At 58.1% G+C, this 25,994-nt stretch carries 25 protein-coding genes and 1 pseudogene; 14 read left to right on the top strand and 12 right to left on the bottom strand.

Annotation, left to right across the window (positions count from 1 at the left end; translation table 11 throughout):
• Window positions 1–4 precede the first annotated feature (4 nt).
• Window positions 5–964: a Fe2+-enterobactin ABC transporter substrate-binding protein gene (fepB, locus tag E3U32_RS08880; protein ID WP_134348480.1), complete on the bottom strand. Its 960-nt coding sequence runs from the start codon at window positions 962–964 to the stop codon at window positions 5–7.
• A 187-nt stretch (window positions 965–1,151) separates the two neighbouring features.
• On the opposite strand from fepB, the gene entC reads away from it, so the two are divergent.
• The 7 genes from entC to E3U32_RS08845 all read left to right on the top strand — a co-directional run bounded on the left by entC (window position 1,152) and on the right by E3U32_RS08845 (window position 8,542).
• Window positions 1,152–2,327 (top strand): isochorismate synthase EntC, encoded by a 1,176-nt coding sequence (gene entC / locus E3U32_RS08875; protein WP_134348479.1) that lies wholly within the window; start codon window positions 1,152–1,154, stop codon window positions 2,325–2,327.
• A 9-nt stretch (window positions 2,328–2,336) separates the two neighbouring features.
• A complete protein-coding gene (gene entE / locus E3U32_RS08870) occupies window positions 2,337–3,947 on the top strand; it encodes a (2,3-dihydroxybenzoyl)adenylate synthase EntE (protein ID WP_134348478.1) in 1,611 nt (536 codons plus the stop codon).
• A gap of 10 nt (window positions 3,948–3,957) precedes the next feature.
• A complete protein-coding gene (locus E3U32_RS08865) occupies window positions 3,958–4,812 on the top strand; it encodes an isochorismatase (protein WP_134348477.1) in 855 nt (284 codons plus the stop codon).
• Window positions 4,812–5,564 (top strand): 2,3-dihydro-2,3-dihydroxybenzoate dehydrogenase EntA, encoded by a 753-nt coding sequence (gene entA, locus E3U32_RS08860; RefSeq protein WP_134348476.1) that lies wholly within the window; start codon window positions 4,812–4,814, stop codon window positions 5,562–5,564. The genes E3U32_RS08865 and entA overlap by 1 nt, the downstream gene beginning before the upstream one ends.
• Window positions 5,565–5,978, top strand: a complete 414-nt coding sequence (gene entH, locus E3U32_RS08855; protein WP_134348475.1) for a proofreading thioesterase EntH — start codon at window positions 5,565–5,567, stop codon at window positions 5,976–5,978.
• Window positions 5,979–6,179: 201 nt separating this feature from the next.
• Complete coding sequence (gene cstA, locus E3U32_RS08850; RefSeq protein WP_134348474.1) at window positions 6,180–8,285, top strand: pyruvate/proton symporter CstA; 2,106 nt, start codon at window positions 6,180–6,182, stop codon at window positions 8,283–8,285.
• Window positions 8,286–8,344: 59 nt separating this feature from the next.
• A complete protein-coding gene (locus tag E3U32_RS08845) occupies window positions 8,345–8,542 on the top strand; it encodes a YbdD/YjiX family protein (RefSeq protein WP_006809671.1) in 198 nt (65 codons plus the stop codon).
• Here E3U32_RS08845 and E3U32_RS08840 read toward each other — a convergent pair.
• The 4 genes and pseudogenes from E3U32_RS08840 to E3U32_RS08825 all read right to left on the bottom strand — a co-directional run bounded on the left by E3U32_RS08840 (window position 8,539) and on the right by E3U32_RS08825 (window position 11,294).
• Entirely contained in the window at window positions 8,539–8,943 is a 405-nt protein-coding gene (locus tag E3U32_RS08840; RefSeq protein WP_134348473.1) for a helix-turn-helix domain-containing protein, read from the bottom strand. The genes E3U32_RS08845 and E3U32_RS08840 overlap by 4 nt on opposite strands.
• Window positions 8,924–9,221: pseudogene (locus tag E3U32_RS23750) on the bottom strand (type II toxin-antitoxin system RelE family toxin). The gene E3U32_RS08840 and the pseudogene E3U32_RS23750 overlap by 20 nt, the downstream one beginning before the upstream one ends.
• Before the next feature lie 183 nt (window positions 9,222–9,404).
• On the bottom strand, window positions 9,405–10,148 hold the full coding sequence (locus E3U32_RS08830; RefSeq protein ID WP_134348472.1) for an SDR family NAD(P)-dependent oxidoreductase: 744 nt from the start codon (window positions 10,146–10,148) through the stop codon (window positions 9,405–9,407).
• 57 nt (window positions 10,149–10,205) lie between these two features.
• Window positions 10,206–11,294: an oxidoreductase gene (locus E3U32_RS08825; RefSeq protein WP_134348471.1), complete on the bottom strand. Its 1,089-nt coding sequence runs from the start codon at window positions 11,292–11,294 to the stop codon at window positions 10,206–10,208.
• A 160-nt stretch (window positions 11,295–11,454) separates the two neighbouring features.
• On the opposite strand from E3U32_RS08825, the gene E3U32_RS08820 reads away from it, so the two are divergent.
• The 4 genes from E3U32_RS08820 (at window position 11,455) to E3U32_RS08805 (ending at window position 16,368) form a co-directional block, all read left to right on the top strand.
• Window positions 11,455–12,957 (top strand): sugar ABC transporter ATP-binding protein, encoded by a 1,503-nt coding sequence (locus E3U32_RS08820; RefSeq protein ID WP_134348470.1) that lies wholly within the window; start codon window positions 11,455–11,457, stop codon window positions 12,955–12,957.
• Window positions 12,954–13,949 (top strand): ABC transporter permease, encoded by a 996-nt coding sequence (locus tag E3U32_RS08815; RefSeq protein ID WP_134348469.1) that lies wholly within the window; start codon window positions 12,954–12,956, stop codon window positions 13,947–13,949. Before E3U32_RS08820 ends, E3U32_RS08815 begins: the two co-directional genes overlap by 4 nt.
• 19 nt (window positions 13,950–13,968) lie before the next feature.
• Complete coding sequence (locus E3U32_RS08810; RefSeq protein WP_134348468.1) at window positions 13,969–15,033, top strand: sugar ABC transporter substrate-binding protein; 1,065 nt, start codon at window positions 13,969–13,971, stop codon at window positions 15,031–15,033.
• Window positions 15,034–15,126: 93 nt separating this feature from the next.
• Window positions 15,127–16,368, top strand: a complete 1,242-nt coding sequence (locus tag E3U32_RS08805) for an LVIVD repeat-containing protein (RefSeq protein ID WP_208527908.1) — start codon at window positions 15,127–15,129, stop codon at window positions 16,366–16,368.
• 91 nt (window positions 16,369–16,459) lie between these two features.
• Here E3U32_RS08805 and mtnK read toward each other — a convergent pair whose 3' ends face one another.
• The gene (gene mtnK, locus E3U32_RS08800; RefSeq protein WP_134348467.1) at window positions 16,460–17,659 is read right to left on the bottom strand and encodes an S-methyl-5-thioribose kinase; all 1,200 of its coding nucleotides are present in this window, start codon (window positions 17,657–17,659) and stop codon (window positions 16,460–16,462) included.
• 104 nt (window positions 17,660–17,763) lie between these two features.
• Between mtnK and mtnA the strand changes: the two genes are divergently transcribed.
• The gene (mtnA, locus tag E3U32_RS08795; protein WP_134348466.1) at window positions 17,764–18,780 is read left to right on the top strand and encodes an S-methyl-5-thioribose-1-phosphate isomerase; all 1,017 of its coding nucleotides are present in this window, start codon (window positions 17,764–17,766) and stop codon (window positions 18,778–18,780) included.
• 42 nt (window positions 18,781–18,822) lie between these two features.
• Complete coding sequence (locus tag E3U32_RS08790) at window positions 18,823–19,293, top strand: SRPBCC family protein (RefSeq protein ID WP_134348465.1); 471 nt, start codon at window positions 18,823–18,825, stop codon at window positions 19,291–19,293.
• Between the two features lie 53 nt (window positions 19,294–19,346).
• Here the strand turns inward: E3U32_RS08790 and E3U32_RS08785 are convergent, their stop codons facing one another.
• The 3 genes from E3U32_RS08785 to E3U32_RS08775 are packed head-to-tail and all read right to left on the bottom strand — an operon-like array spanning window position 19,347 to window position 21,186.
• Entirely contained in the window at window positions 19,347–19,889 is a 543-nt protein-coding gene (locus E3U32_RS08785) for a 1,2-dihydroxy-3-keto-5-methylthiopentene dioxygenase (protein ID WP_134348464.1), read from the bottom strand.
• Window positions 19,886–20,575 (bottom strand): acireductone synthase, encoded by a 690-nt coding sequence (gene mtnC, locus E3U32_RS08780; RefSeq protein WP_134348463.1) that lies wholly within the window; start codon window positions 20,573–20,575, stop codon window positions 19,886–19,888. Before mtnC ends, E3U32_RS08785 begins: the two co-directional genes overlap by 4 nt.
• Window positions 20,572–21,186 (bottom strand): methylthioribulose 1-phosphate dehydratase, encoded by a 615-nt coding sequence (locus tag E3U32_RS08775; protein ID WP_134348462.1) that lies wholly within the window; start codon window positions 21,184–21,186, stop codon window positions 20,572–20,574. Before E3U32_RS08775 ends, mtnC begins: the two co-directional genes overlap by 4 nt.
• Window positions 21,187–21,309: 123 nt before the next feature.
• Between E3U32_RS08775 and E3U32_RS08770 the strand changes: the two genes are divergently transcribed.
• Window positions 21,310–22,470, top strand: coding sequence for a pyridoxal phosphate-dependent aminotransferase (locus tag E3U32_RS08770; RefSeq protein WP_134348461.1), 1,161 nt, complete (start codon window positions 21,310–21,312; stop codon window positions 22,468–22,470).
• On the opposite strand, the gene E3U32_RS08765 is transcribed toward E3U32_RS08770, so the two are convergent.
• From E3U32_RS08765 to citR, 3 genes are all read right to left on the bottom strand, one after another.
• On the bottom strand, window positions 22,471–23,097 hold the full coding sequence (locus E3U32_RS08765) for an IbrB-like domain-containing protein (RefSeq protein WP_134348460.1): 627 nt from the start codon (window positions 23,095–23,097) through the stop codon (window positions 22,471–22,473).
• Window positions 23,082–24,305, bottom strand: coding sequence for a phosphoadenosine phosphosulfate reductase (locus tag E3U32_RS08760; protein ID WP_134348459.1), 1,224 nt, complete (start codon window positions 24,303–24,305; stop codon window positions 23,082–23,084). The genes E3U32_RS08765 and E3U32_RS08760 overlap by 16 nt, the downstream gene beginning before the upstream one ends.
• A gap of 172 nt (window positions 24,306–24,477) precedes the next feature.
• Entirely contained in the window at window positions 24,478–25,377 is a 900-nt protein-coding gene (citR, locus tag E3U32_RS08755; protein WP_134348458.1) for a DNA-binding transcriptional repressor CitR, read from the bottom strand.
• Between the last annotated feature and the right edge of the window lie 617 nt (window positions 25,378–25,994).

Raw genomic sequence — 25,994 nt, 5'->3', positions numbered from 1 at the left:
ATACCTACTTGAACAACGTATTCAATCTGTCTAACACCAGCATCGCGCTGTAATAATCCAGGCGGAACGTCTCCGTTCCCAGCGCCCAGACGCGCTTGTTCTTCACCGACGGCAGATGCGCCAGCAGCGGGTTGGCGTAAATCGCATCCACGTCTTTCTGGTCGCCGGCAAACACAAACAGCCCTTCGCCGTTGAGTCCCGTCGCCAGATTTTCACCGCCTAACTGAATAATGTCGTGGCGTTTGCCCTGGCTTTTCGAGGTCTGTAACCCGGCAGGAAGCTCCGCCAGCGTAAAGCCCAGCTGGTGCAAAAGCTTGCCCTGAGCCGATTCTGCGGTCCACAGGTTGGCTGAATGCGCGGCGGCGGTGTAGACGATGGCGTTCACCGGCTGCGGAGGTAGTTTCATCTGCTGTTTCACCTGCGAGAGCTGTTTATCAAAGGCGGCAATGCGCTCTGCGGCCTGCTTTTCCTGACCCGTAATGGTGCCCAGCTGGGTGAGCAGCGCCTGCCAGCTCTTGTCGTCGTAGTTGATGATGAGCGTCGGGGCGATGGCGGAGAGCTGGTCGTACAGCGCCAGGGCGGAATCCCCGCCGGTGGCGCTAATCAAAATCAGGTCAGGCATCTGGGCCGCGACCGCTTCGGCGCTCGGCTCGCCAATGTACAGTCGCGCGACCTTGCGCTGTTTCGCAATATCACCCCACTGGCGCAGGAAGCCCTGCGCGTCCGCCACGCGGTTGTTCGGCGCGGTTGCACCGCTGGCGACGACCGGGGCGTCAATCGCCAGCAGGGAGCCGGTTAAGGTCACGCTGGTGGAGACAATGCGCGTCGGTTTGCTCTCAAGGGTATGCACGCCGCGGCTGTCGGTGACCTGACGGGGCCAGTCGGCAGCGGAGGCTGAAGTAAGTCCTAAAACAAAAAGTCCGATTAAAAGCAGGGGAGTACGGCAAACGGCAGGGAATTTCACAGCGCGGTATCCTGTTTTTGTTGAAGATAATGCTTCTCATTTTCATGGTTGCCGCGAAGGGATGCAAGTTTTTGTCACACAAGTTATTTGCCCGACGGTTGACAGCGAAGCGATGTGGGATTAGGTTAGCCGACGAAAATATAAATGATAATCATTATTGCTTCTTTTATCATTTGAGGAGGATGATATGGATACGTCCCTGGCTGAGGAAGTTCAGCACACCGCAACCACGCTGCAATCAGACCGCTTTTTCTTTATGTCGCCTTACCGCAGCTTTACCACGTCCGGCTGTTTTGCCCGCTTCAATGAACCCGCCGTCGGCGGCGACGATCCGGCAGGTCACTTCCAGCAGAAATTAGCTCAGGCCTTCCGGAATGCAAAAGCCAGCGGCATTGCTCACCCGGTGATGGTGGGGGCGATCCCGTTCGATACCCGCAAGCCCTCATCGTTGTTTATTCCGCAACGCTGGCAGACCTTTTCCCGTCCAGCACGTCAGCAGTCCGCACGCTATTTCACCGGCTCGCAGGCGCTGAAGGTGGAACAACGCACTGAGATCCCGCCGCAGCCCGTGTTCGAAGAGATGGTCGCTCGCGCCGCGTCGCTCACCGCCACGCCTCAGGTGAACAAGGTGGTGCTGTCGCGCCTGATTGATATCGCGACCGACAAACATATGGATAGCGGTGCCCTGTTAGAGCGGCTGATCGCCCAGAACCCGGCGAGCTTCAACTTCCACGTGCCGCTGGAAGACGGCGGGGTGCTGCTGGGGGCAAGCCCGGAGCTGCTGCTGCGCAAAGAGGGCGCGCACTTTAGCTCGCTGCCGCTGGCGGGCTCGGCGCGCCGCCAGCCGGACGACGTGCTGGATCGTGAAGCGGGCAACAAGCTGCTGGCTTCCGAAAAGGACCGCCACGAGCATGACCTTGTGACCCAGGCGATGAAAGCCATTCTCGCGCCCCGGAGCCATCATCTCAGCATGCCTGACTCTCCGCAGCTCATCACCACGCCGACGCTGTGGCATCTGGCGACGCCCGTGGAAGGGGAAGCGCGTGAAAACGAGAACGCCCTGACCCTGGCCTGCCTGCTGCACCCGACGCCAGCGCTGAGCGGCTTCCCGCATCAGGCGGCAAAAGATCTGATTGCCGAGCTTGAGCCGTTCGACCGCGAGCTGTTCGGCGGTATCGTCGGCTGGTGCGACAGCGAAGGCAACGGTGAGTGGGTGGTGACCATCCGCTGCGCGCGTCTGCATAAAAATAGCGTTCGCCTGTTTGCCGGTGCGGGCATTGTGCCCGCCTCCTCCCCGGTGGGCGAGTGGCGCGAAACCGGTGTGAAGCTTTCCACCATGCTCAACGTTTTTGGTTTGCACTAAGGAAGACTCATGACCATTACCTTTACCCGTTGGCCCGAGGAATTCGCCCGGTACTACCGTGAAAAAGGCTACTGGCAGGATTTGCCGTTAACCCACATTCTGACGGATCGCGCGGACAGCGATGCGGTGGCAATTATCGACGGCGAACGTCGTGTGACCTACCGCGCGTTTAATGAGGCCGTTAACAACCTGGCGTCTGCCCTTCAGGCGCGCGGGCTTCAGCGCGGCGAGACGGCGCTGGTGCAGCTTGGCAACGTAGCCGAGTTCTACATCACCTTCTTCGCGCTGCTGCAAATTGGCGTCGCACCGGTCAACGCGCTCTTCAGCCACCAGCGCAGCGAGTTGAATGCCTACGCCACGCAAATCAAACCCGCTGTATTGATTGCCGATCGCGACCACGCGCTGTTCGCGGGCGATGATTTCCTCAATGCTTTCGTGGATGAACACCGTTCGGTACGCGTCGTCCTGCTGCGCGGCGACAGGGGCGAGCATGCGCTGGAAACCGCGATCGCGCGCCCGGCAGACAATTTTATTGCCAACCCGACGCCCGCCGACGAAGTGGCGTTTTTCCAGCTTTCCGGCGGCAGCACCGGCACGCCCAAGCTTATCCCGCGTACGCATAATGATTACGACTACAGCATCCGCCGCAGCAACGAAATCTGCGGCATTACCGCCGAAACGCGTTATCTGAACGCGCTGCCCGCGGCGCATAACTACGCCATGAGCTCGCCGGGGTCGTTAGGCGTCTTTAGGGCAGGCGGTTGCGTGGTACTGGCAAACGACCCGAGCGCCACGCTCTGCTTCCCGCTGATTGAACAGCATCAGATTACCGTCACCTCGCTGGTTCCCCCGGCGGTCAGCCTGTGGCTGCAGGCCATCGCCGACGGGGCGGGCAACGCGCAGCTAACGTCCCTCAAATTGCTGCAGGTGGGCGGCGCACGCCTTTCCGCCACGCTCGCGGCGCGTATTCCGGCCGAGATTGGCTGCCAGCTGCAGCAGGTGTTTGGCATGGCGGAAGGGCTGGTGAACTACACCGCGCTCGACGATACGCCGGAACGCATCATCAACACCCAGGGGCGCCCGATGTGCCCGGACGACGAAGTGTGGGTGGCGGACGAGCACGGCAACCCGCTGCCACGCGGGGAGGTCGGGCGTCTGATGACGCGCGGGCCCTATACCTTTCGCGGCTATTACAACAGCCCGGAACACAACGCCAGCGCCTTCGACGCCGACGGCTTTTACTGCTCCGGCGATCTGATCGCCATTGACGAGCAGGGTTACATCACCGTGCAGGGGCGCGAGAAAGATCAGATCAACCGCGGTGGCGAGAAGATCGCCGCCGAGGAGATCGAGAACCTGCTGCTGCGCCACGAGGCGGTGATCCACGCCGCGCTGGTGAGTATGGAAGACAGCCTGCTGGGCGAGAAGAGCTGCGCGTATCTGGTGGTGAAACAGTCCCTGCGCGCGGTCGAGGTGCGTCGCTTCCTGCGCGAGCAGGGCGTTGCCGAATTCAAGCTACCGGACCGCGTGGAGAGCGTGGATGCGCTCCCGCTGACGCCGGTCGGCAAAGTTGATAAGAAACAGTTGCGCCTGTGGCTTGCTGAACGCGCCCGGGGCTGAGGAACAGAGTATGGCCATTCCAAAATTAACCGCTTACGCGCTGCCAACCGCCGCAGAGCTGCCGACCAGCAAAGTGAACTGGGCGTTTGAGCCTGAACGTGCCGCGCTGCTGATCCACGATATGCAGGAATACTTCCTGAACTTCTGGGGCGAAAATAGCGCGATGATGCAGCAGGTGGTGGCGAACATCGCCAGACTGCGCGCGTACTGCAAAGAACATAACATTCCGGTTTACTACACCGCCCAGCCGAAAGAGCAGAGCGACGAAGACCGCGCCCTGCTCAACGACATGTGGGGGCCGGGCCTGACCCGCTCGCCGGAACAGCAGCGTATCGTCGCTCAACTGACGCCGGATGAAGCCGACACCGTGCTGGTGAAATGGCGCTACAGCGCATTCCACCGCTCGCCGCTGGAGCAGATGCTGAAAGAGACGGGCCGCAACCAGCTGCTGATTACCGGCGTTTACGCCCACATCGGCTGCATGACCACCGCCACCGATGCGTTTATGCGCGACATCAAACCGTTCTTTATTGCCGACGCGCTGGCGGATTTCACCCGCGACGAGCATCTGATGTCCCTCAGCTATGTGGCCGGGCGCTCTGGCCGCGTGGTGATGACCGACGAGCTGCTGCCGTCGGTTCCGGCCTCAAAGGCCGCGCTGCGTGAGATGATCCTGCCCCTGCTGGACGAGTCCGATGAGCCGATGGATGACGAAAACCTGATCGACTACGGTCTGGACTCGGTGCGCATGATGGCCCTGGCCGCCCGCTGGCGCAAAGTGCATGGCGATATCGACTTCGTGATGCTGGCCAAAAATCCCACCCTCGACGCCTGGTGGGCGCTGCTCTCTCGCGAGGTGAAGTAATGGGATTTGATTTCACCGGTAAAACCGTCTGGGTGACGGGGGCGGGTAAAGGCATTGGCTACGCGACGGCGCTGGCGTTCGCTGAGGCGGGCGCGCAGGTGACCGGGTTCGATCTGGCGTTTCCGCTGGGGGATTATCCGTTTACCACCGAAACGCTGGACGTGGCGGATGATGTGCAGGTCAGCGAGGTGTGCGGCCGCGCGCTCGGCACGATTGAGCGTCTGGACGTGCTGGTGAACGCGGCGGGGATCCTGCGTATGGGGGCAACCGACCAGCTATCGCAGGAGGACTGGCAGCAGACCTTCGCGGTCAACGTTGGCGGCGCGTTTAACCTGTTCCAGCAGACGATGGGCCAGTTCCGTCGTCAGCAGGGCGGCGCGATTGTGACGGTAGCGTCAGATGCGGCACACACGCCGCGCATCGGCATGAGCGCCTACGGCGCGTCGAAAGCGGCGCTGAAAAGCCTGGCATTGACCGTCGGGCTGGAGCTGGCGGGCAGCGGCGTGCGCTGTAATCTGGTGTCGCCCGGCTCAACGGATACCGACATGCAGCGCACCCTGTGGAAAAGCGACGATGCGGAGCAGCAGCGCATCCGCGGCTTTGGCGAGCAGTTTAAGCTCGGTATTCCGCTCGGAAAAATCGCCCGTCCGCAGGAGATTGCCAGCACGGTGCTGTTCCTCGCCTCCGATGCCGCCAGCCATATTACCCTGCAGGATATCGTGGTGGACGGCGGCTCCACGCTGGGGGCGTAAATGATCTGGAAACGTCACTTACCGCTCGAGGAGCTGAACGCGACCAGCCTGAACTCCCTGGTGGCGCATCTCGGCATTGTCTATACCCGCCTCGGTGACGACACGCTGGAAGCGGAGATGCCGGTGGATGCGCGTACCCACCAGCCGTTTGGCCTGCTGCACGGCGGGGCCTCCGCGGCGCTGGCAGAAACGCTCGGCTCGATGGCCAGGTATCTGATGACCCGGGACGGGCAGAGCGTGGTGGGCACGGAGCTGAACGCCACGCATCATCGCGCGGTGTCGCACGGCAAGGTGCGCGGAGTATGCCAGCCGCTGCATGTCGGGCGCTCCAGCCAGAGCTGGGAGATTGTGGTCTTCGACGAGCAGGGACGGCGGTGCTGTACGTGTCGGTTGAGTACGATGGTGTTGGGTTAGAACGTGCCGGATTGCCGGGTGGCGCTGCGCTTACCCGGTCTATAAAACCAAAGCGTGAGTCCAGGAAGTGATCGGGTTAACAATGTGGTGTAAATCTCTGGTTTGACCACACATTATTGCGTTTCAAAGTTGTTAAATTTTAGCGGTTGTTCTAGAAACAAAATGTAACATCTCACTGTTTCATAACAACGGATAACCACGATGAACAACTCAGGGAAATACCTTATATGGGCAGGGCTCTCCGTTGTGGGAGCCTTTGCCCTGGGCTATATCGCCCTCAACCGGGGGGAACAGATCAACGCGCTGTGGATCGTTGTCGCCTCCGTCTGCATTTATCTGATCGCATATCGTTTTTATGGCCGCTTTATCGCGAAGAACGTCTTAGGGGTTGATGCCACGCGCATGACGCCCGCTGTTCGTCATAACGACGGGCTGGACTACGTTCCGACCGATAAAAAAGTGCTGTTCGGTCACCATTTTGCGGCGATTGCCGGAGCGGGTCCGCTGGTGGGGCCGGTGCTGGCGGCGCAGATGGGCTACCTGCCGGGGATGATCTGGATCCTCGCTGGCGTAGTGCTGGCGGGCGCGGTGCAGGACTTTATGGTGTTGTTCGTCTCCACCCGCCGCGACGGTCGCTCGCTGGGCGAGCTGGTGAAAGAGGAGATGGGGGCAACGGCCGGGGTTATTGCGCTGGTGGCGACCTTTATGATCATGGTGATCATCCTTGCGGTGCTGGCGATGATCGTGGTGAAAGCGCTGACCCACAGCCCATGGGGGACGTATACCGTTGCCTTTACCATTCCGCTGGCGCTGTTTATGGGGATCTACATTCGCTATCTGCGTCCGGGCCGCATTGGTGAAGTGTCGGTGATTGGCCTGGTGTTCCTCGTGTTCGCCATTATCTCCGGCGGCTGGGTAGCAGAAAGCCCGACCTGGGCACCGTTCTTCGACTTCACCGGCGTACAGCTCACCTGGATGCTGGTGGGATACGGCTTTGTGGCGGCAGTGCTGCCGGTGTGGCTCCTGCTGGCCCCGCGCGACTACCTCTCCACTTTCCTGAAAATTGGTACCATCGTCGGGCTGGCGATTGGCATTTTGATTATGCGCCCGACCCTGACCATGCCCGCGCTGACTAAATTCATCGACGGCACCGGCCCGGTCTGGACCGGCAACCTGTTCCCGTTCCTGTTTATCACCATCGCCTGCGGTGCGGTGTCGGGCTTCCACGCCCTGATTGCCTCCGGCACCACGCCGAAGATGCTGGCGAATGAAAATCAGGCTTGCCTGATTGGCTACGGCGGCATGCTGATGGAGTCTTTCGTGGCCATCATGGCGCTGGTCTCCGCCTGTATCATCGACCCGGGCGTCTACTTCGCGATGAACAGCCCGATGGCGGTACTGGCCCCGGCCGGCACCGTTGACGTCGTGGCGTCTGCCGCACAGGTCGTGAGCGGCTGGGGCTTTGCGATTACGCCAGACACGTTAACCAGCATTGCGAATGAGGTGGGCGAGCAGTCGATTATCTCCCGCGCAGGCGGGGCGCCTACGCTTGCGGTGGGCATGGCCTACATTCTCCACGGCGCGCTGGGCGGGCTGATGGACGTGTCGTTCTGGTATCACTTCGCCATTCTGTTTGAAGCGCTGTTTATCCTGACGGCGGTGGATGCGGGCACCCGTGCGGCGCGCTTTATGCTGCAGGACCTGCTGGGCGTGATCTCTCCGAACCTGAAGCGTACCGATTCGCTCCCGGCTAACCTGCTGGCAACGGCGCTGTGCGTGCTGGCGTGGGGCTATTTCCTGCATCAGGGCGTGGTGGATCCGCTGGGTGGGATTAACACCCTGTGGCCGCTGTTCGGTATCGCCAACCAGATGCTGGCAGGCATGGCGCTGATGCTCTGCGCGGTGGTGCTGTTCAAGATGAAGCGCCAGCGTTATGCATGGGTGGCGTTGCTGCCAACGGCGTGGCTGCTGATTTGTACCCTGACCGCGGGCTGGCAGAAAGCCTTCAGCCCGGACAATAAGGTGGGCTTCCTGGCGATTGCCAACAAGTTCCAGGCGATGATCGACAGCGGCAAGATCCCGGCGCAGTATACGGAATCACAGCTGTCACAGCTGGTGTTTAACAACCGTCTGGATGCCGGGCTGACCATCTTCTTTATGGTGGTGGTCGTGGTGCTGGCGTTGTATTCTCTGAAGACCGCGCTGGCGGCACTGAAAGAAGACAAGCCGACGGCGAAAGAGACACCGTACGAGCCAATGCCTGAGAACCTGGATGTAATCGTGACCCAGGCGAAAGGGGCACATTAACCGGTAAGCCGGGTGGCGCTAGCGCTTACCCGGCCTACATAACCTGTGAGACCTGAAAGATGTTCGACACCCTCTCTAAAGCAGGTAAATACTTAGGCCAGGCCGCCAAAATGATGATTGGCGTGCCGGACTACGACAACTACGTCGAGCATATGCGGGTTAACCATCCGGACCAGACGCCAATGACGTACGAAGAATTTTTCCGCGATCGTCAGGACGCGCGCTACGGCGGCAAGGGCGGGGCGAAGTGCTGTTAACCCTCTTTCGGTAAATAGAGGCTGATCTGCTCCTGCTTACAGCCGTAAATGGCCGCCAGTTTTTCGCGGGTGCGCCTTTGCGGACGGGAGTCCAGCGCCTCTAGCTGTGACACGGCAGACTGGCTGATGCCGAGTTTCTCCGCCACCTCCTGCTGGGACATGCCGCGCAGAATGCGCCACGCGGCCTGCAGGCTGACGTTCTCGTTATGCATGACGTCGCACACTTCGCCAGGTAATCCTACGTCATCATAACAATCGTGTTCGACTTCAATATCCTCTAGATCATCATCGGTTTCGTCGTCAATTTCTGCCATCTGTAAGCACATACGAAAGTATTCATCATAGGGAATAACGACGTACTGCGCTTTTCCGTCATCGTCCTTAATTAGCTGAACAGCCATAGGGGGCTTTCTCCTCGTGAAGGTAGGTCGTTGATGTTCTGCGCTTGACGGCCAAAACATAACAATGATTATCGGGATCGTCCCGAAGTGTAATCAGAATGCGGTAATCGCCAACGCGTAGCCGGAAATGATTTTCTGTTGCCGATATTTTTTTGATATCGGGCCGGGGAGCTGAGCGAGCGTCCAGCTCAGCAAGTTTTGCTTTGATTCTTCGCTGATATCGGCCAATCGATCTTGGAAAACTCTTTCTTTGCATTCTTTGACCAGACAATCTTCATCCGTACCTCCACTGTACGCCCACACAAAATATAAGGAAATAATAAGGCTATTAGATAAATTCCGAATTTCTTATGGGGTACTGTAGAGCGGAGAAAAAACGCAGGTAAGAGGCAAAACTCAAACCGTCGAGGCGGCTCGAAAACGCCTCTGCCAGGCGACAGAGGCTTGCAGAAAATGTGCGATCAGGCGTTCAGACCGCCATCCACGTCCAGCCCTGTGCCGGAGATCTGCCCGGCGGCCGAGCTGGCAAGGAAGGTGACCGCCGCCGCGATGTCTTCCGGCTGGCCGTAGTGACCGACGGCAATCATCTGGCGCTGGGCTTCCGCCTGTTCCCCGTCCTCCGGATTCATATCGCTGTTTGTCGGTCCTGGGTGAACAAGGTTAACGGTGATGCCGCGTGGGCCTAAATCGCGCGCCAGGCCGCGGGTGAGGGAGTTGAGGGCGGATTTCGTCATTGAGTAAACGGCAATGCCCGGCATGGCCACGCGGTTAGCCAGACAGCTACCGATGTTAATGATGCGTCCGCCGTCGGACATATGCACCAGCGCTTCCTGGATGGCGATGACCACCCCACGAATATTGACGTTGATAAGGGCATCAATGTCCGCCAGCGTCATGGACTCCAGCGGGCCGCCGCGCGCGATCCCGGCGTTGTTGACCAGAATGTCCAGCCCGCCGAGAGAGCGTGCCGCATGGGTGACGGCATCCTGAATCGCCTGCGCGCTGGCGCTGTCGGCCTGCACCGCTTCACCGTGCCGCCCAAGCGCCTTTATTTCATCGGCAACCGCCTGGGCTTTGTCGGCTGATTTTTCATACGTAATAACCACGTCGGCACCGGCGCTTGCCAGCGACAGTGCGATAGCACGACCCAACCCACGGCTGGCGCCGGTAACCAGCGCCTTCTTACCAGTTAAATCGATCTGCATGATGACCTCGTTGCGAGAGTGATGAGAATCATCATTAGGTATAGACGGTCGGGGCGATTAACGGCTGAAGTATTCCACCTTCTCAAACGCCGCGCGCAGAACCTCAGGCGTTAACGTCACCGGCAGATAATGAATCGACTCCACCGGGCGCAGGGTGTGGGCAATAACCTTATCCAGTTCGTCGCGGTTATGGATGTCGACCTCCAGCGCGCGAAGCGTGGTCGGCAGGTTAAAACGCCGATACGCCGAGACCAGCTGGCCCAGCACGTCGTCCTGGCCGAGCAGGGCGCTTTGCACCAGAATGCCGTAGGCCACCTTGGTGCCGTGGAGGTATTTTTCCGTCTGCGGCAACACGGTTAAGCCGTTGTGCACCGCATGCGCCGCCGCCACGCGCGTATAGCGTTCGCCCAGCCCGCCGACCATCCCGCCACCGGCAATAATGGCATCCACCACGTCCCTGAACGCCTGGGTTTGTTCGCCACGCTGCTGGTCAGCCAGCGCTTCCTCGCTATGCTCCAGCAGCACGTCGCGGATCGCCAGCGCGCCGTTAATGCCCAGACGCACGGTCAGCGGCAGGTTTTCAGGCTGCGGCGCGAGAACCACCGCTTCGTACCACTTCGCCAGCGTATCGCCAATTCCCGCCAGCAGATACTCCGCTGGCGCGTTGAGGATGATTTGCGGCTCCACCAGCACCAGGAAGTTGGCGTCGTCGAATATCTCAAACTGCAGCGCCTGACCGGCATCGTTGTACCAGACGGAGAGCGGCGTCCACGCCGCACAGGTGGCAGCCACGGTGGGGATACCCACGAACGGAACACCTAAACGACGCGCCACGGCTTTCACCGTATCCATCACCGCGCCGCCGCCAACGCCGATCACCACGCTCGCACCGCTGCCGGCTTCGTTCACCAGGTGGGTGACGTCGCGCTCGCTGCAGTGGCCTTTAAACAACAGGTGCTTTGCGCCCGGGGTGTTAAAGCTCTCCGGCAGGAAAGGGCGCGCGCCTTCGATGGCGCGCTCGCCGTAAATCCACACCGCGCGGGAAAGCTGTTCCGGGGTAAAGAAGTCATGCAGACGCGCAAGGCTTCCGGGATGAGAGAAATAGTTCGCCGGGCCGGGAACGACGCGGATGTCGGTGTTGCTCATGAAGGTGTCCTTTTTTAGGGAAGCGCTAACCCGATGTTATGTCTGGACATCCGGATGGCTAATAATATTTCGCTTTATCTTATGCCTTTTCCGTCGTTGTCAGTCAACCGGAGCTGTGAAAAATTCGATAAATCAGAAGAGTAATGAAGGATTTACGCGGATGGTTTCCAGTCGCCTTGAGATGCGTGGTATCAGCCTGGCCTTTTCCGGCTTTCAGGCACTGTCGCGCGTCAATTTCACCTTAACCGGCGGTTCCGTGCATGCGCTGACCGGCGCCAACGGCGCGGGGAAATCGACGCTGATGGCGGTGCTGTGCGGAACGCATGACCACTATGAGGGTGAAATCTGCATTAACAACCAGCCGGTGAGCATTCGTGAACCGCTGGACGCCAAACGGCTGGGGATCCATCTGGTTCAGCAGGAAGTGGACGTGGCGCTGATCCCGGGGTTAACCATTGCCGAAAATATCATGCTCGACAGGCTGGCGCAGCCGGGGCACCGCTTCAGCTGGCGCACCGTTCGTCAGCAGGCGAGACAGGCGCTGTCGCAGCTGGACGTCTCCCTGGACGTGCGTCGCGTTATCGACAGCTGCTCGCTTGCCGAAAAGCAGCAGATTTTACTGGCGCGGGCGCTGTCCCACCACTGCCGTTTTTTAATTCTCGATGAGCCCACCGCGCCGCTGGATGCGCACGAAAGCGAACGTCTGTTTGCCGTAGTAAAACGCTTAAAGCAGCAGGGCATCGGCGTGGTGTTTATCTCACATCGTATTCACGAGCTAAAAGCCATCTGCGACACCCTGACGGTGCTGCGCGACGGCAAGCTGATTGAGTCCGGCCCGATGGCGGACCTCAGCGGCGAGGTCATCGTCGAGAAAATGCTCGGCCACGTGCTGAGCGATATCTACCCGCCCGCGCGCCCTCCGCACGGCGGCGAAACGCTGCTGCGCGTGGAGGGGCTGCACGACGACGCGCTGCTGAAAGATATCTCCCTGCACCTGCGCAAAGGCGAAATTCTCGGCATCGCCGGGCTGGCGGGCGCGGGTAAAACCGAACTCTGCAAGGCGCTGTTTGGCGCCAGCAAAAGCCGCGTGGCGCGCGGTGAGCTGAATCATCAGCCCTGGAAACCGCGCGACCCGGCGGATTCCGTGCTGCGTGGGCTGGCACTGGTGCCGGAAGAGCGGCGCAAAGAGGGCATCTTTATCGACGAGCCGGTAAGCATGAACCTGGCGGTGACGGCGGATAACAGCTTCTCGCGCTGGAGCCTCTTCGGCCATCGTCAGGCGTGGCGCTGGGCGGAGGAGGTCATTGCCCGCATCGGCGTTCGGGCGCGCGGCCCAGGCCAGGTGCTGCGCCGTCTGTCCGGCGGTAACCAGCAAAAAGTCGCCATCGGCAAATGGCTGCGCAATGACGCCAGCGTGCTGATATTCGACGAGCCGACCAAAGGCGTGGATGTGAAAGCCAAAACCGACCTGTTCCAGCTGATTGACGGCCTGGCGCGCGAGGGCAAAGGGGTCATTTACGCCTCCGGGGAATTTGCCGAGCTGGTGGGATTGTGCGACCGCATCTGCGTGCTGTGGGACGGGCGTATCGTGGCGGAAATCGCCGGGGCCGAGGCCCGTGAAGAGACACTACTTTATTATTCAACCGGAGGAACGGCGCCGTGAGCAAGGCCCTTTCAGTGAACGCGGCGGCGTCTGGCCGCCAGCAGATTTTCGATTTTCTCTACAAGTGGGGCATGTTGCTGACCGTCGTCGCGCTGGTGGCCGTTTTTGGCCTGGCGTCGGACAGCTTCCTCGATCCGAACAACATCATCAATATTCTGCGCTCGATTGCCATCGTGACGGTGATTGCTATCGGCGTGTCGATTTCGCTGACCATCGGCGGGTTCGATCTCTCCGTGGGGTCAACGGCGTCGCTGGCGAACGCGCTGGTGATTTCGCTGTTCGTCTGGCACGGCTTCGGCACCACTGAGTCGATCCTTATCACCCTCGCGCTCTGCACGCTGGTGGGGCTGTTTAACGCTTTTCTGATCGTCATCCTGCGTATTCCGGACATGCTCGCGACGCTTGCCAGCCTGTTTGTGATCCAGGGCGTGGCAATGACCTACAGCTACGGCGGGTCGATTACCGAAAACATGGTGCTGCCGAGCGGCGACATGGCGGAAGGCACCATTCCGGCGGCGTTCAGCCTGCTGGGGCAGGTGCCGACCATCGTCATCATCATGCTGGTGGTGACGATTCTGGCGCAGCTTGGGCTGTCGCTCACTACTCATGGTCGTCGGATGTACGCCATTGGCGGTAACCCGGAAGCAGCGCGCCTCTCCGGGATACGCACCACGCGCTACAAGGTAGCGGCCTACGTGATTGCCTCGCTGCTGGCGGGCCTGGGCGGGATTTTGCTGGCGTCGCGCATCGGGTCGTCGCAGGTGAATGCGGGCGGCGGGTATCTGATGGATGCGGTAGCAGCGGCCTGGATTGGCTTCTCGCTGGCCGGATCCGGCAAGCCGAACGCGCTGGGAACGCTGGTCGGGGCGATCATTCTTGGCGTGCTGTCGAACGGGCTGGTGATGCTCTCCGTACCGTATTACGCCATGGACATTATAAAAGGGCTGGTGCTCGCTGCGGCGCTGGCCATTACTTACATACAAAAACGCTGACAACACAACGGGATAAAAAATGAAAAAGATTGCACTCTCTTTGGTGGCACTTGGGTTACTCACTTCACTGCCAGGCTTTGCGGCCACGCCTGCACCGGTTCCGGCAGTTATTGCGAACCACGACGGCCCGATCCGCATCGCGGTGATCCGTAACCTTGGATCCGACGACAACACCACGCAGTTTATTGCCGGGGCGATTCAGGAAGGGAAGAAGCTCGGCTTTAAGGTCAGCACCTTTTTAAGCAACGGGGACGATGCCAAATTCCAGGACTTCGTCAACCAGGCGATCAGCCAGAAATATGACGGGATTATTCTCTCTCAGGGGCGCGATCCGTACTCCACCGCGCTGGTGAAGAAGGCGGTGGATGCCGGGATTAAAGTTGCAGTATTTGATACCGCCGTAAACGGCGAGATCCCGGGCGTGACCGTTACCCAGCAGGACGATGCCTCCCTGACGAATCTCTCCTTTGGCCAGCTGGCGAAAGATTTCAACGGCAAAGCCAATATCGTCAAGCTGTGGGTCGCCGGCTTCCCGCCGATGGAGCGTCGTCAGGCTGCCTATAAAGAGCTGCAAAAGCAGTATCCGGACATCAAAGAGCTGGAGTCTATCGGCGCGGTCTCGTCTGACGTGCAGGGTGACACCGCCAACAAGGTGGGCGCGATCCTGGCGAAATACCCGAAAGGCAAAATTGACGCCATCTGGGGCACCTGGGACGCCTTCAGCCAGGGGGCCTATAAGGCGCTGAAAGAGAACGGCCGCACCGAGATCAAACTCTACAGCATCGACATCTCCAACCAGGATCTGCAGCTGATGCGCGAACCGGGCAGCCCGTGGAAGGTGAGCGTGGCGGTGGATCCGAAGCTGATTGGTGCGACCAACGTGCGTCTGGTGGCGAACAAGATTGCCGGGGAAGCCACGCCAGCGACTTACGATTTCAAAGCAGCGGCCATTCCGCAGGCGCTGTTGACCGCCCAGCCGGGCGCGGTGAACGTCGCGTCGCTGGGGAAAATCATTCCGGGCTGGGGCCAGACCGAAGATTTTATCGCCCCGTGGTTTGCGACGCTGGAAGCGAAAAATAAATAAAACCAAGCCGGGTGGCGGCTGCGCCTTACCCGGCCTACATTTCGCACCTGTAGGCCCGGTAAGCGCAGCGCCACCGGGCGAAAGGAGTATAAGGTGTCTCAGTTACCCACCCCTGAATACAGCCGCAATATGCGGCTGATTGGCCATAGCGACCAGGGCGGTCGCCCTGACGGCGTGCAGCTGATGGTGCACCGCGGTTTTGCTTATATCGGCCATATGGTGTCGCAGGGCTTTTCCATTGTGGACGTGCGCGACCCGAAAAACCCGAAACCCGTGGGCTATGTGCCCGCGCCGCCCGGCACCTGGAACGTGCACCTCCAGGCGCATGACGATCTGCTGCTGGTGATCAACGCCCGGGATCTGTTTGCCGATGCCCGCTTTGCCGACGAGAAGGTCTACTACACCCGGCAGGTGGGCGAGACCGTCAGCGACGTGCAGGGTAAAGGCTGGAGCGCGGGCTTGCGGGTATTTGATATCTCCACGCCGGATAAGCCGCGCGAAATTGGCTTTCTGTCACTCAGCGGCATTGGCATTCACCGCATCTGGTACGTCGGCGGGCGCTGGGCGTATGTCTCGGCGCTGATCGACGGTTTTACCGACTACATTTTCCTGACCATCGATCTGGCCGATCCGCGCAAGCCTGAAGTGGCAGGGCGGTGGTGGCTGCCGGGCATGAACCAGGCCGAGGGCGAGCAGCCGGACTGGCCGGAAGGGAAACGCTACGCGCTGCACCACGCGATTATCGCCGGCGATACGGCGTACGGCAGTTGGCGCGACGGCGGGCTGACGCTGCTGGACGTGAAAGACCGCACGCAGCCGAAGCTGATTAGCCATCGCAACTGGAGCCCGCCGTTTGGCGGTGGGACGCACACCGCTCTGCCGCTGCCGGACCGCTCCCTGCTGGTAGTGCTCGACGAAGCGGTGCTCGACAATCAGGAAGACGGTGAAAAGCTGATCTGGTTGTTTGATATTCGCGAGCCGGCGAACCCGGTGAGCATCTCTACCTTCCCGCAGCCGGATGAAATCGACTACGTGGCGAAAGGCGCGCACTTCGGGCCGCATAACCTGCATGAAAACCGGCCGGGGAGCTTTGTCAGCTCAACGCTGATTTTTGCCACGTACCAGAATGCAGGCGTGCGGGCGTACGACATTTCCAATCCGTATCGCCCGGTTGAAACCGGTGCGCTGGTGCCCGCCGCGCCGGAGAGAATGATGGACACGCGGCCGAATCGCCCGCAGGTGATCCAGTCGTGCGATGTATTTGTGGATGCGCAGGGAATTATTTACAGCACGGATTATAACGGCGGGTTGTCGGTGATTGAGTATCTGGGGTGAGTTTTTGCCGGGTGGCGGCTTTGCCTTTACCCGGCCTACATTCGAATCGTAGGCCCGGTAAGCGCAGCACCACCGGGCACAAAGCCGGCACTCAGCTGTACTGACGCACCCGCGCGACCAGCTCTTCCGCGCTGTCGATACGGTCGGCAATAACAATCAGCGCCTTGCCGAGCGTAATGGCGTGGCGCAGGCATTCGTGGCGCATGGCGTCATCCTGAATGGTGTCGATATCCGCCACGTGAGAAAGCCCCACGCTGCGGCGAATCAGCTCGGTGCCGCAGAAGCCGATGGCATCGTGCCAGACCTTTTTCAGAAACGCGGAGGCGTAGCCCGGTACGCTGAGCGCCGCATCGCGCGTTTTTTCGTTTGCCAGCGCCTGGAAGCGTTCCGCGAAGGTGTTCCAGAGCTCCTGAATATCGGTCAGGCGCTGCTCGCGTGCGGCGGCAGCATCGCGAATGCCCAGATGTCCCGGCAGGCCGCAGAAATTGAGCAACAGGTTGCCGATGGCGGTGCCCACGTCAAAGCCAATCGGACCGACGTAGCCGAATTCGGCGTCGATGGCCTTCAGGCTGCCGTCGGCTACGAAAATCGAACCGCTGTGAATATCGCCGTGCAGGAGTGCTTCGGCGTGCGAGAAGAAGCGATGCTTCAGGGAGGCCACGGAAATCTTCAGCTGGACGTCGTCGCGCAGGGCGGCAACATCGTTTTCCAGCTCGGCCGGGTAGCTGTTGCGCTCGTGGATCTGGTACGGATCGTTAAAGAACAGATCTTCGGTGATCTCGCACATCTCCGGGTTGATGAATTTTGCCACCTGCGTTTTTTTATCGTGCGGGTGCAGGTAGAAATCGCTGGTGTGAAACAGCGCGTGAGCGAGGTATTCGCCCAGCTGCTGCGCCGCCTGCGGGTAGTAAATGTTGTTGATAAGCTCGCCGCGCCAGATGCGATGGCTGGAGAGGTCTTCCATCACCATCACCGCCAGTTCAGGATCGAAGTGGTGGATTTTCACGGTGTGCTGCGGGCTATGCTGGTAGTGCTCGACCAGCGTTTGCGCCTCAAGACGGGCGCGGTCCAGCGTCAGCGGCCAGGACTCGCCGACGCAGCGCACGTAGGTCAACGCCTGCTTAACGATGATGCGGCTCACGCCTGCGCTGTCGAATATTTTAAACACCAGATTGAGGTTACCGTCGCCCACCTCCTGCGCCTCCACCAGCGATGAAGGATCGTCAAGGCCGCCGAACTGCTTTGCATATTCCACGGCGTCCTGGGCGGTAAAGGTACGGTATTGCGACATGGCCTGTTCCTCACGGGTTTGCTAATAAAGACATGTAGACGTCTATACATCTGGATTTCATCCTGACACAATGTGCTACAACAACGCAACAGGGAATTAACGACATGCAGACATTACAGACGACCAGCCTGCGGGTGACGGAAAACCAGCTCTTTATTCTCGACCAGCAGGCCCTTCCGCAGGAGAAACGCTGGCTGGACGCCTCTACCGTAGAGGCGCTGGTGGGGCATATTCACGCCCTGCGGGTGCGCGGCGCGCCGCTGATTGGTCTCTCTGCAAGCCTGCTGCTGGCGCTGCTGGCGGAAAGCGGTAAAAGCCGCGACGAGCTGGCCGTGGCGCTGGACACCCTGCGCGCCTCTCGCCCCACGGCCGTGAACCTGATGAACAACCTCGACCGCATGAAGCTAGCGTTGTGGCAGGAAGATTTCGTTCCGGCACTGACTGCAGAAGCGCTGCGTCTGATTGACGAAGATAAACAGCTATGCGACGCGATTGCGAAAGCCGGTAGCGCGCTGGTCAAACCCGGCAGCCGCCTGCTCACCCACTGCAATACCGGCGGGCTGGCAACCGCGGGCGTCGGTACCGCCCTGGGCGTTATTGCCCGTGCGCATCAGGAAGGAAACGTCAGCAACGTCTGGGTGGATGAAACCCGTCCGCTGCTGCAGGGGGGCAGGCTGACCGCATGGGAACTTGGCGAACTGGGCGTGCCGTATCAGCTCATCACCGATTCCATGGCTGCCAGCCTGATGGCAAAAGGACAGGTCGACGCCGTATGGGTGGGCGCAGACCGAATTGCCGCTAACGGCGACGTGGCGAATAAAATTGGTACCTACTCGCTGGCGGTGCTGGCGAAATTCCACGGCATTCCGTTCTACGTCGCCGCGCCGCATACCACGCTCGACCCGGATTGCCCGAACGGCGACGCGATCCCGATTGAGCAGCGTGCGGCCAGCGAAGTGACGGGCGTGGCGGGAAGCTTTGGCGCGGTGCAATGGGCACCGGAGAACGCACGGGTCTATAACCCGGCCTTTGACGTCACGCCTGCCTCGCTAATTAGCGGCTGGGTACTGGATACGGGCGTGGTCACGCCGCAAGAGGTGGCAAACGGGAAATTCGCCTGAGTCCGGCTATCCTTTAAGGGGTTCCCTTAAGAGGACAATATCGTGACGCTCGATCCTGAAACTGACTTAAAACTGGAGCGCGTGGTGGATGCCCCGCGCGACCTGCTGTGGCTGTGCTGGACCACGCCGGAACATATCAAAAACTTCTTCATTCCTGCTCCCCATAAGGTGACCGAGTGCGACCTCGATCTCCGCGTGGGCGGGCGGTTCAACACCGTCTTTGAGGTAGACGGTCAGCGGATGGATAACCGCGGTGTCTTCCTTGAAATCGATCCCGGCAAAAAGCTGGTCTTTACCGACGGTTATACCGAAGGCTGGAAACCGGCCGAAAAGCCGTTTATGACGGCGATTTTATTGCTGGAAGATGTGGGGGAGGGGAAGACCCGCTATACGGCGATTGCGCGCCATCCAACGAAGGACATCCGCGAGCAGCATGAACAGATGGGCTTTCACGAAGGGTGGGGCATTGTGCTGGATCAGCTGGTGGGGTACGTGAAGGGATTGAAGGGGTAATGCGCGCTGATGCCCTCACCCCAGCCCTCTCCCACAGGGAGAGGGAGAAAGGATCAGGCCAGGCGGGGATACGCATCCGCAATCGCATCACCGGTAAACTGGGCCACCCAGCCTTCCGGGTTATCGAAAATACGAATGGCGGTAAAGTTCGGCTCTGAACCCATATCAAACCAGTGCGGCGTGCCCGCCGGCACGGAAATCAGGTCGTTTTTCTCGCACAGGACCTGATACACCTCATCGCCAATGTGCAGGCAAAACAATCCCGCGCCTTCTACAAAGAAGCGCACTTCATCTTCGCCGTGGGTGTGCTCGTTCAGGAATTTTGCGCGCAGCGCTTCTTTCTGCGGGTTGTCTGCGCGCAGGCTGATCACGTCCCAGCTCTGGTAACCCTTTTCTGCGACCAGTTTGTCGATAGCATGCTGATAGGCTTCGATCACTGCCTCTGGTGCAGGATCCTGGCCTAAATCGCGATCGGCCGCCCAGCGTTCAAACCGCACGCCTTTGGCGTTGAGCTGTTGGGCGATTTCGGCGGCGTTGGTGCTGTGCCACTGGTATTGACTGGCGTCTTTATCAGAATAAATAGTCAATGCGCTCATGAAGGGATCTGCTCCGGGTTAATCTCGTCAAACTGGTGGATCTGATGGTGGTGGCTTGCGCCGTCATCATCACCGCGAATCAGCTGCAGGGTGCGAAAACCTGCCTGTTCAGCCGCGTCCAGCTCCTGATGAATATCCGACAGGAACAGGATCTGCGACGGGGCAATGCCCGTGTGTGCCGCAATGTTCTGATAAGACTGCACCTCGCGCTTGGCGCCGATGTGGGTATCAAAATAGCCGCTGAACAGATGAGTAATATCACCTTCGTCGCTGTAGCCAAATAACAGTTTCTGCGCAGCGACGGAGCCAGAGGAATAAACATAGAGATCAATGCCTTGCGCTTTCCATTTTTCCAGCGCTGGCAGCACGTCCGGGTAGAGGTGGCCGGTAAAGTCGCCGTTCACGTAGCCGTCCTGCCAGATAATTCCCTGAAGGGCCTTCAGCGCCGTGGATTTACGATCTTCATCCATAAAGGTGAACAGCGTATTGATAAGGTCGCTGACGCTGGCGTGTGGAGCGTTAATTTCTTCACGCAGGTTGTCCAGAATGGATTTGACCGGCTCGGCGTACTGCTGGGCGGTAACAAAAGCCGCCAGTCGCTCACGCGCGTAGGGGAACAAAACGTCATGGACAAAACGAATATCGCTGGTGGTCCCTTCAATATCCGTCACAATCGCGCGAATCATACTCTCTCCAGTTGTCGTAAACGCATTTCGCATTCAAATAAGAATTCTAGTCCTTCCAGATGACGGCGGGCTTCGGCCACATCGCGTCCCCAGCAGGTTAAGCCATGACCGCGCAGAAGAAAACCATAATTAAGCGGGCGTTCCTGGGCGTAATGGGCGATTCGCGAGGCGAGGGCGTCGATATCCTGGTCGTTATCAAACACCGGGATAGCCACCGTATCCTGATGCGTGGTCTGCCCGGTGAGGGATTTTTGCATCTCGAAGCCGCTGATGTTCAGTTCAGCCTCTTTCACCAGACGTGACAGCACCGTCGCGTTCACCGTGTGAACGTGCAGGACGGCATTGGCCTCCGGGAACAGACGATAAATGAGGGTGTGCAGCCCGGTCTCCGCCGAGGGCGTGCGGCCAGACGGTGCACGGTTGGTGGCGATCTCCACCTGCAGAAAATCCTTCGTTGTCAGGCTGCCTTTGTCTTTACCGGATTCGCTGAGCCAGCAGAGGTGTTCATCCTGACGTACCGACATGTTGCCGCCGGTGGCAGGGGCCCAGCCTTTGGCGCCAATCCAGCGGCAGGCGTCGACCAGATGCGTGAGTTGCAGGTTGTCTGTCATTTTCCTTTTACCCTCTCGGCCAGGAATATTGATATGGTTTAGACGTCTAAGCGTCTTGATTGCCAAAGACTAACATCGTGTTATAGTGGCAGCAACATAAGTATTACAAGCAGGCACAACACAATGAGTAATAACGCATTGATTCCGCAGAGTAAACTTCCCAACCTCGGTACGACTATCTTTACGCAGATGAGCGCCCTGGCGCAGCAGCACAATGCGATAAACCTCTCGCAGGGGTTCCCGGATTTTGACGGACCGTCATATTTGCAGGAGCGCCTGGCGTACCACGTTGCGCAGGGGGCGAATCAGTACGCACCGATGACCGGCGTGCTGGCGCTGCGGGAAGCCATTGCGGATAAAACGGCGGAGCTGTATGGCTATAAGCCCGATGCGAACACCGACATCACGGTGACGGCAGGGGCAACCGAAGCGCTATATGCGGCCATCACTGCGCTGGTGCGCGCGGGTGATGAGGTCATCTGCTTTGACCCGAGCTACGACAGCTATGCGCCTGCGGTTGAACTTTCCGGCGGCGTGGTGAAACGCGTGGCGTTACAGCCACCGCATTTCCGTCCTGACTGGCAGGCGTTCGCCGCACTGCTGAGTGACAAAACCCGTCTGGTGATTCTGAATACCCCGCACAACCCGTCCGCTACGGTGTGGCAGAAAGCCGATTTTGCCGCGCTGTGGCAGGCTATTGCTGAACGTGAAATTTATGTCCTGAGCGACGAAGTGTACGAGCATATCTGCTTTGCAAAGGATGGGCACGCCAGCGTGCTGGCCCATCCGCAGCTTCGCGAGCGGGCTATCGCCGTGTCGTCATTTGGTAAAACCTATCATATGACCGGCTGGAAAGTGGGTTACGCCGTAGCGCCGGCTGCCATCAGCGCTGAACTGCGCAAAGTGCACCAGTACCTGACGTTTGCTGTGAATACGCCTGCCCAGCTGGCGCTGGCGGATATGCTGCGTGCGGAGCCCGGGCACTATCGCGAGCTGCCGCATTTCTACCGTGAACGACGGGATCTGTTTGTGTCTGCGCTGAGTCAAAGCCGTCTGGAGATCTTGCCTTCGGAAGGGACCTACTTCCTGCTGGTGGACTACAGCGCCATTTCCGATCTGGATGACGTCAGCTTCTGCCAGTGGTTGACCAAAGAGGTGGGCGTTGCGGCGATACCGCTCTCTGTTTTTTGCGCCGATCCCTTCCCGCATAAGCTGATTCGCCTCTGCTTTGCGAAACAGGAATCGACGCTGCTGGCGGCGGCAGAGCGCCTTAACGCGCTCTGATTATTTTACCGTCCAGGCTTCCGAGTATCGACGGTCTGCAAAGAGTTCCAGCAGGCCGTTGATCTGCTTGAGGCGCAGGACCTCGTCGCTGTCCATCCCCAGTTCCTGACCGATTTTCTCATCATCCCAGCCAAGCTGAACCAGTTCGCGGACGATATCGGACATCGCATGAATCTGGTGACGGCCGCGCGCCCGGTTATGGCGGATGGTCGCCGCCATCCGGTCGCCTTTTTTATGCCGCGCTTTACGCAGGCAAGTGACCGGGAGGTAGCCTTTCAGCTGACGCTTTAATATCGCCCGATTCGACCCCATTTCGTGGCGATGAAAGCCGTCGACGATCTCATAATGCTGAGCGTCGCTTTCCGTTACCACGATGGGCTGGGTGAAGCCGTCCATCTCCAGCGATCTGCAGAGCAAACGTTTTTCCGGCGGTGCGACGTTATTGGGGTTGTAATCGTTAGCGGTAATCTCGCCCTGTTTGATCCACAGCACGCAGTCGACAGGCTGCTCGCGAAAAGGGCTGTGTTCATGGATGGCCTGGCGAAAGGCGTTGATGGCTTCAATGCGTTGGTCTTCAGGAAGAGACTGAAGATAGCGCGCCATGTCGTTAATCAATCGTTGTTGCATAAGATCCCCCATTCCTTGCGTTTTGACTTTATCCGTTCGCTGTAGCGCTGATAGTGCTTTGGTTTGTTAGGACTGAATGAAAGGGCACGGCACCAGTAGTCATTGTTGAGTAATACCTTGCACACGCGTCGCCAGGACGGGATATCCTTCGCCCCGATATCGCCCTCCTGGGTGTCGGGAATATCGGCCATGCCTCTCTTCTGATACCAGTGCAAATAAATCGCGATTTTATTGCGGTAATGTTCCGCCGTGGTTTGGGGCATGCTGTCGAGCAGCAGCATGGCGTACTCGCGCCAGCTGAGCGCGTTGGGTTTAAGGAGTTTACGGTGGCCATAAAAGTGATTGTCCTGGCCCGCGTAGATACCGCCGCTGCGCACGCCGCTGGCGCGTTCGCACATCGCGGCCCAGCGGTCCGGCTCGACAACGTGATAAAGCCACAATCCCTGTCGCTGTTCCGGGCCAAAAGGTTCGCAGATGCGCATATAGCGCGGTGGCACGCCTGCCTGAAACATCAGGTCGTACAAGGGGTTATAGCTGGAGCCCGTTTTGGCAAACCATGTCCAGATGTCGGCGGTTTTCCAGTCGTAAAGCGGATAGACATACCAGGCGTGGCCGCCCGGGGCAACGGTGGTCCAGGGTTTGTCATCGGCAAAGCGTCGTTTACGCGCGTTAGCGATAGTCAAAAAACGATTGTAGGATTCATCGGCGCGAATGCCGACCATCATCGCGGCAGGGCGCTTTTGGGCAAACCAGTCAGAAAAGGCGCGGACAAAGGCTTCAAACGTCATGCCCGGCTGATAAAAGTCAAAATAATCAGGGTTGGTCACCGCCTCTATGGGGGGCTGACGAACCCAGTTTTTGCCCGGCTCCCAGCACTGCCATTCGGGCTGAAATTGTGAGAGCGCGTTTTGCGTGGTCAGCGGCAGGGCCACCCACCAGCTTTTCTCAATAACATCAGCGTATTGCGCGATCATGTTATTCACATGCTCAATAGTGCAGGTGAACTGTGCTTCCCAGTCGATAAAGAGTAAATGAATTTTCTTTCCCATTTTTCGGGCCTGCCGGGCCGTTAAATGGAGCATGATGGTGGAATCTTTTCCCCCAGAAAACGACACACAGACTCTGGGTAAATGCTCAAGAGCCCAGGTAATGCGCTCTGTCGCTGCCTCAAGGACATTTTGATTAAGCGGATACTTATACATTGACATAGCCAAACTCCTCCCTGGATATAAATACCGGATGGGTGTCAATAATGGCGAGAGGATAATAGTAGTGAAAAATAAGAGCAGGTAAATGAAAAAGAGAAATGTTTTTATTATCTATAAATGAGAGTTATCTTTTAACAAAAAAGGAGGCTGTGGGAAACACAGCCTTTTATCATTATTTTTCTGCAATTTGTTCAATAAAGGTCGAGAAAACCGAACTGTTAAGCGCTGAGCGGTTATAAATCATAAACACCTCCAGAGGTGGAAGCGTAAAAGGCGCATCTATTTTTTTTAATCTCAGTACGTCTTTGTATTTTTCATACAGGACTTCTGGCACATAGCCGATTAAATGTGAGGCGCTGATCATCGCGAGAAGGGTGAATATGGAGTCACAGCGAAAACCGATGTTTTTTTCTGCGTGCACTTTTGCCGCCATGGACTGGTAGTTCTTCACGCCGGGTTCATCGCTGAGGAATATCGTAAATTTCTCCTCCTGCAGCTCTTCCATCGTAGCCACCTCTTTCATGCGCGGATGATCCTGACTGCATACCAGCAGCATGGAATAGGTTGCATAAGGGACACAAATCATAGAACGGTTGTTAACCGCCGCCATAGAGAAAATTAGATCCGCTTTACGGTACGCCAGCAGGTCTTCTGCGGAATCAGCAGTCAGCAGCATATCGTGAAGCTCAATCTGATAATTATGATTTCTCATCAATAGCTTAAGCGGGGAAAGCAAATTATCCGTTGTCAGGATCTGAGGACTATAAACGACAAAATTCTTTTGTAGCGCAGACGCATTCATGATGTTAATCGTCTGCTCAAGTTGATTGAGGTTTTGCTCAAGATGATGGTGAAGATTGACGCCCACCGTGGTGGGGGTAATGCCTTTTCCCGAACGTATAAAGAGAGGATCGCTGAGCTGGTTGCGCAGCCGCTGCAGAGATTGACTGACCGCCGACGGTGTAATGTAGAGCGTTTCTGCTGCCTTACTGATGCTCAGGTGCTGGTAGATACATTCGAAAATGACCAGCAGGTTGAGATCGAATTTTTTGAGGTCGTAAAGATTTGCCATGTTTCATCCTGAGTGCGCTGCGGTGCGTTATCACATCACTGATAACTATAGAACTAAGTTAACTATTTACCATCCATGATAGTTAACTAACTTAATTGTTATTGAAAACCAGCTTAATATATCACGAACGTAGATTAATGAAATAGAGCTTCAATAATGCTTAAGGTATTTTTATCTTTAAAAGAGAAAATAAAATTGAATAAAAATAGTTTAATTTATATATCGACAAGGAATTATCACGCATTTCTATTTTTAATGCCCGGTTGCGATGACGATGACGCCACCTGCACCGTTTGGTAAAACCTATCACAGCCATAGATAAGATTACCCCTTGCATCCATTGCCCTGCGTCAGTACGGGTGTTGTAATCAATAGGCTGTTACGACCTTGATATAAAGGTATGTAGAGCGCAACGCAACGCCGGTAGTATTACCGGCACTGAAAGTTCCTGTGGAAAGTTCAGGTATCAGGGCCGCCCACCAGGGCGGCCTTTTTACTTTCGGGCTTTTGTTTATTCGGTTCACAACGGTGTCTTGTTCGGGTTGTTAGGTTTGGCTGATTGATTTGATAAAGCATACGCATTAGCCCCGATGAACAAAGTTGGTTACCTTACATCT

The organism is Lelliottia nimipressuralis, assembly GCF_004402045.1.
Taxonomy (GTDB): Bacteria; Pseudomonadota; Gammaproteobacteria; order Enterobacterales; family Enterobacteriaceae; genus Enterobacter; species Enterobacter chinensis.
This window is presented reverse-complemented; position numbering and strand designations above follow the sequence as displayed.

Coding starts and splice junctions, on each gene's coding strand:
- E3U32_RS08845 (WP_006809671.1), top strand. CDS start 8,345: ATGTTCGACACCCTCTCTAAAGCAGGTAAATACTTAGGCCAGGCCGCC.
- mtnK (WP_134348467.1), bottom strand. CDS start 17,659: ATGTCGCAATACCGTACCTTTACCGCCCAGGACGCCGTGGAATATGCA.
- entA (WP_134348476.1), top strand. CDS start 4,812: ATGGGATTTGATTTCACCGGTAAAACCGTCTGGGTGACGGGGGCGGGT.
- E3U32_RS08865 (WP_134348477.1), top strand. CDS start 3,958: ATGGCCATTCCAAAATTAACCGCTTACGCGCTGCCAACCGCCGCAGAG.
- citR (WP_134348458.1), bottom strand. CDS start 25,377: ATGGCAAATCTTTACGACCTCAAAAAATTCGATCTCAACCTGCTGGTC.
- E3U32_RS08770 (WP_134348461.1), top strand. CDS start 21,310: ATGAGTAATAACGCATTGATTCCGCAGAGTAAACTTCCCAACCTCGGT.
- E3U32_RS08775 (WP_134348462.1), bottom strand. CDS start 21,186: ATGACAGACAACCTGCAACTCACGCATCTGGTCGACGCCTGCCGCTGG.
- E3U32_RS08825 (WP_134348471.1), bottom strand. CDS start 11,294: ATGAGCAACACCGACATCCGCGTCGTTCCCGGCCCGGCGAACTATTTC.
- entC (WP_134348479.1), top strand. CDS start 1,152: ATGGATACGTCCCTGGCTGAGGAAGTTCAGCACACCGCAACCACGCTG.
- entE (WP_134348478.1), top strand. CDS start 2,337: ATGACCATTACCTTTACCCGTTGGCCCGAGGAATTCGCCCGGTACTAC.
- E3U32_RS08765 (WP_134348460.1), bottom strand. CDS start 23,097: ATGCAACAACGATTGATTAACGACATGGCGCGCTATCTTCAGTCTCTT.
- E3U32_RS08785 (WP_134348464.1), bottom strand. CDS start 19,889: ATGAGCGCATTGACTATTTATTCTGATAAAGACGCCAGTCAATACCAG.
- entH (WP_134348475.1), top strand. CDS start 5,565: ATGATCTGGAAACGTCACTTACCGCTCGAGGAGCTGAACGCGACCAGC.
- E3U32_RS08840 (WP_134348473.1), bottom strand. CDS start 8,943: ATGGCTGTTCAGCTAATTAAGGACGATGACGGAAAAGCGCAGTACGTC.
- mtnA (WP_134348466.1), top strand. CDS start 17,764: ATGCAGACATTACAGACGACCAGCCTGCGGGTGACGGAAAACCAGCTC.
- E3U32_RS08760 (WP_134348459.1), bottom strand. CDS start 24,305: ATGTCAATGTATAAGTATCCGCTTAATCAAAATGTCCTTGAGGCAGCG.
- E3U32_RS08810 (WP_134348468.1), top strand. CDS start 13,969: ATGAAAAAGATTGCACTCTCTTTGGTGGCACTTGGGTTACTCACTTCA.
- E3U32_RS08830 (WP_134348472.1), bottom strand. CDS start 10,148: ATGCAGATCGATTTAACTGGTAAGAAGGCGCTGGTTACCGGCGCCAGC.
- cstA (WP_134348474.1), top strand. CDS start 6,180: ATGAACAACTCAGGGAAATACCTTATATGGGCAGGGCTCTCCGTTGTG.
- E3U32_RS08820 (WP_134348470.1), top strand. CDS start 11,455: ATGGTTTCCAGTCGCCTTGAGATGCGTGGTATCAGCCTGGCCTTTTCC.
- mtnC (WP_134348463.1), bottom strand. CDS start 20,575: ATGATTCGCGCGATTGTGACGGATATTGAAGGGACCACCAGCGATATT.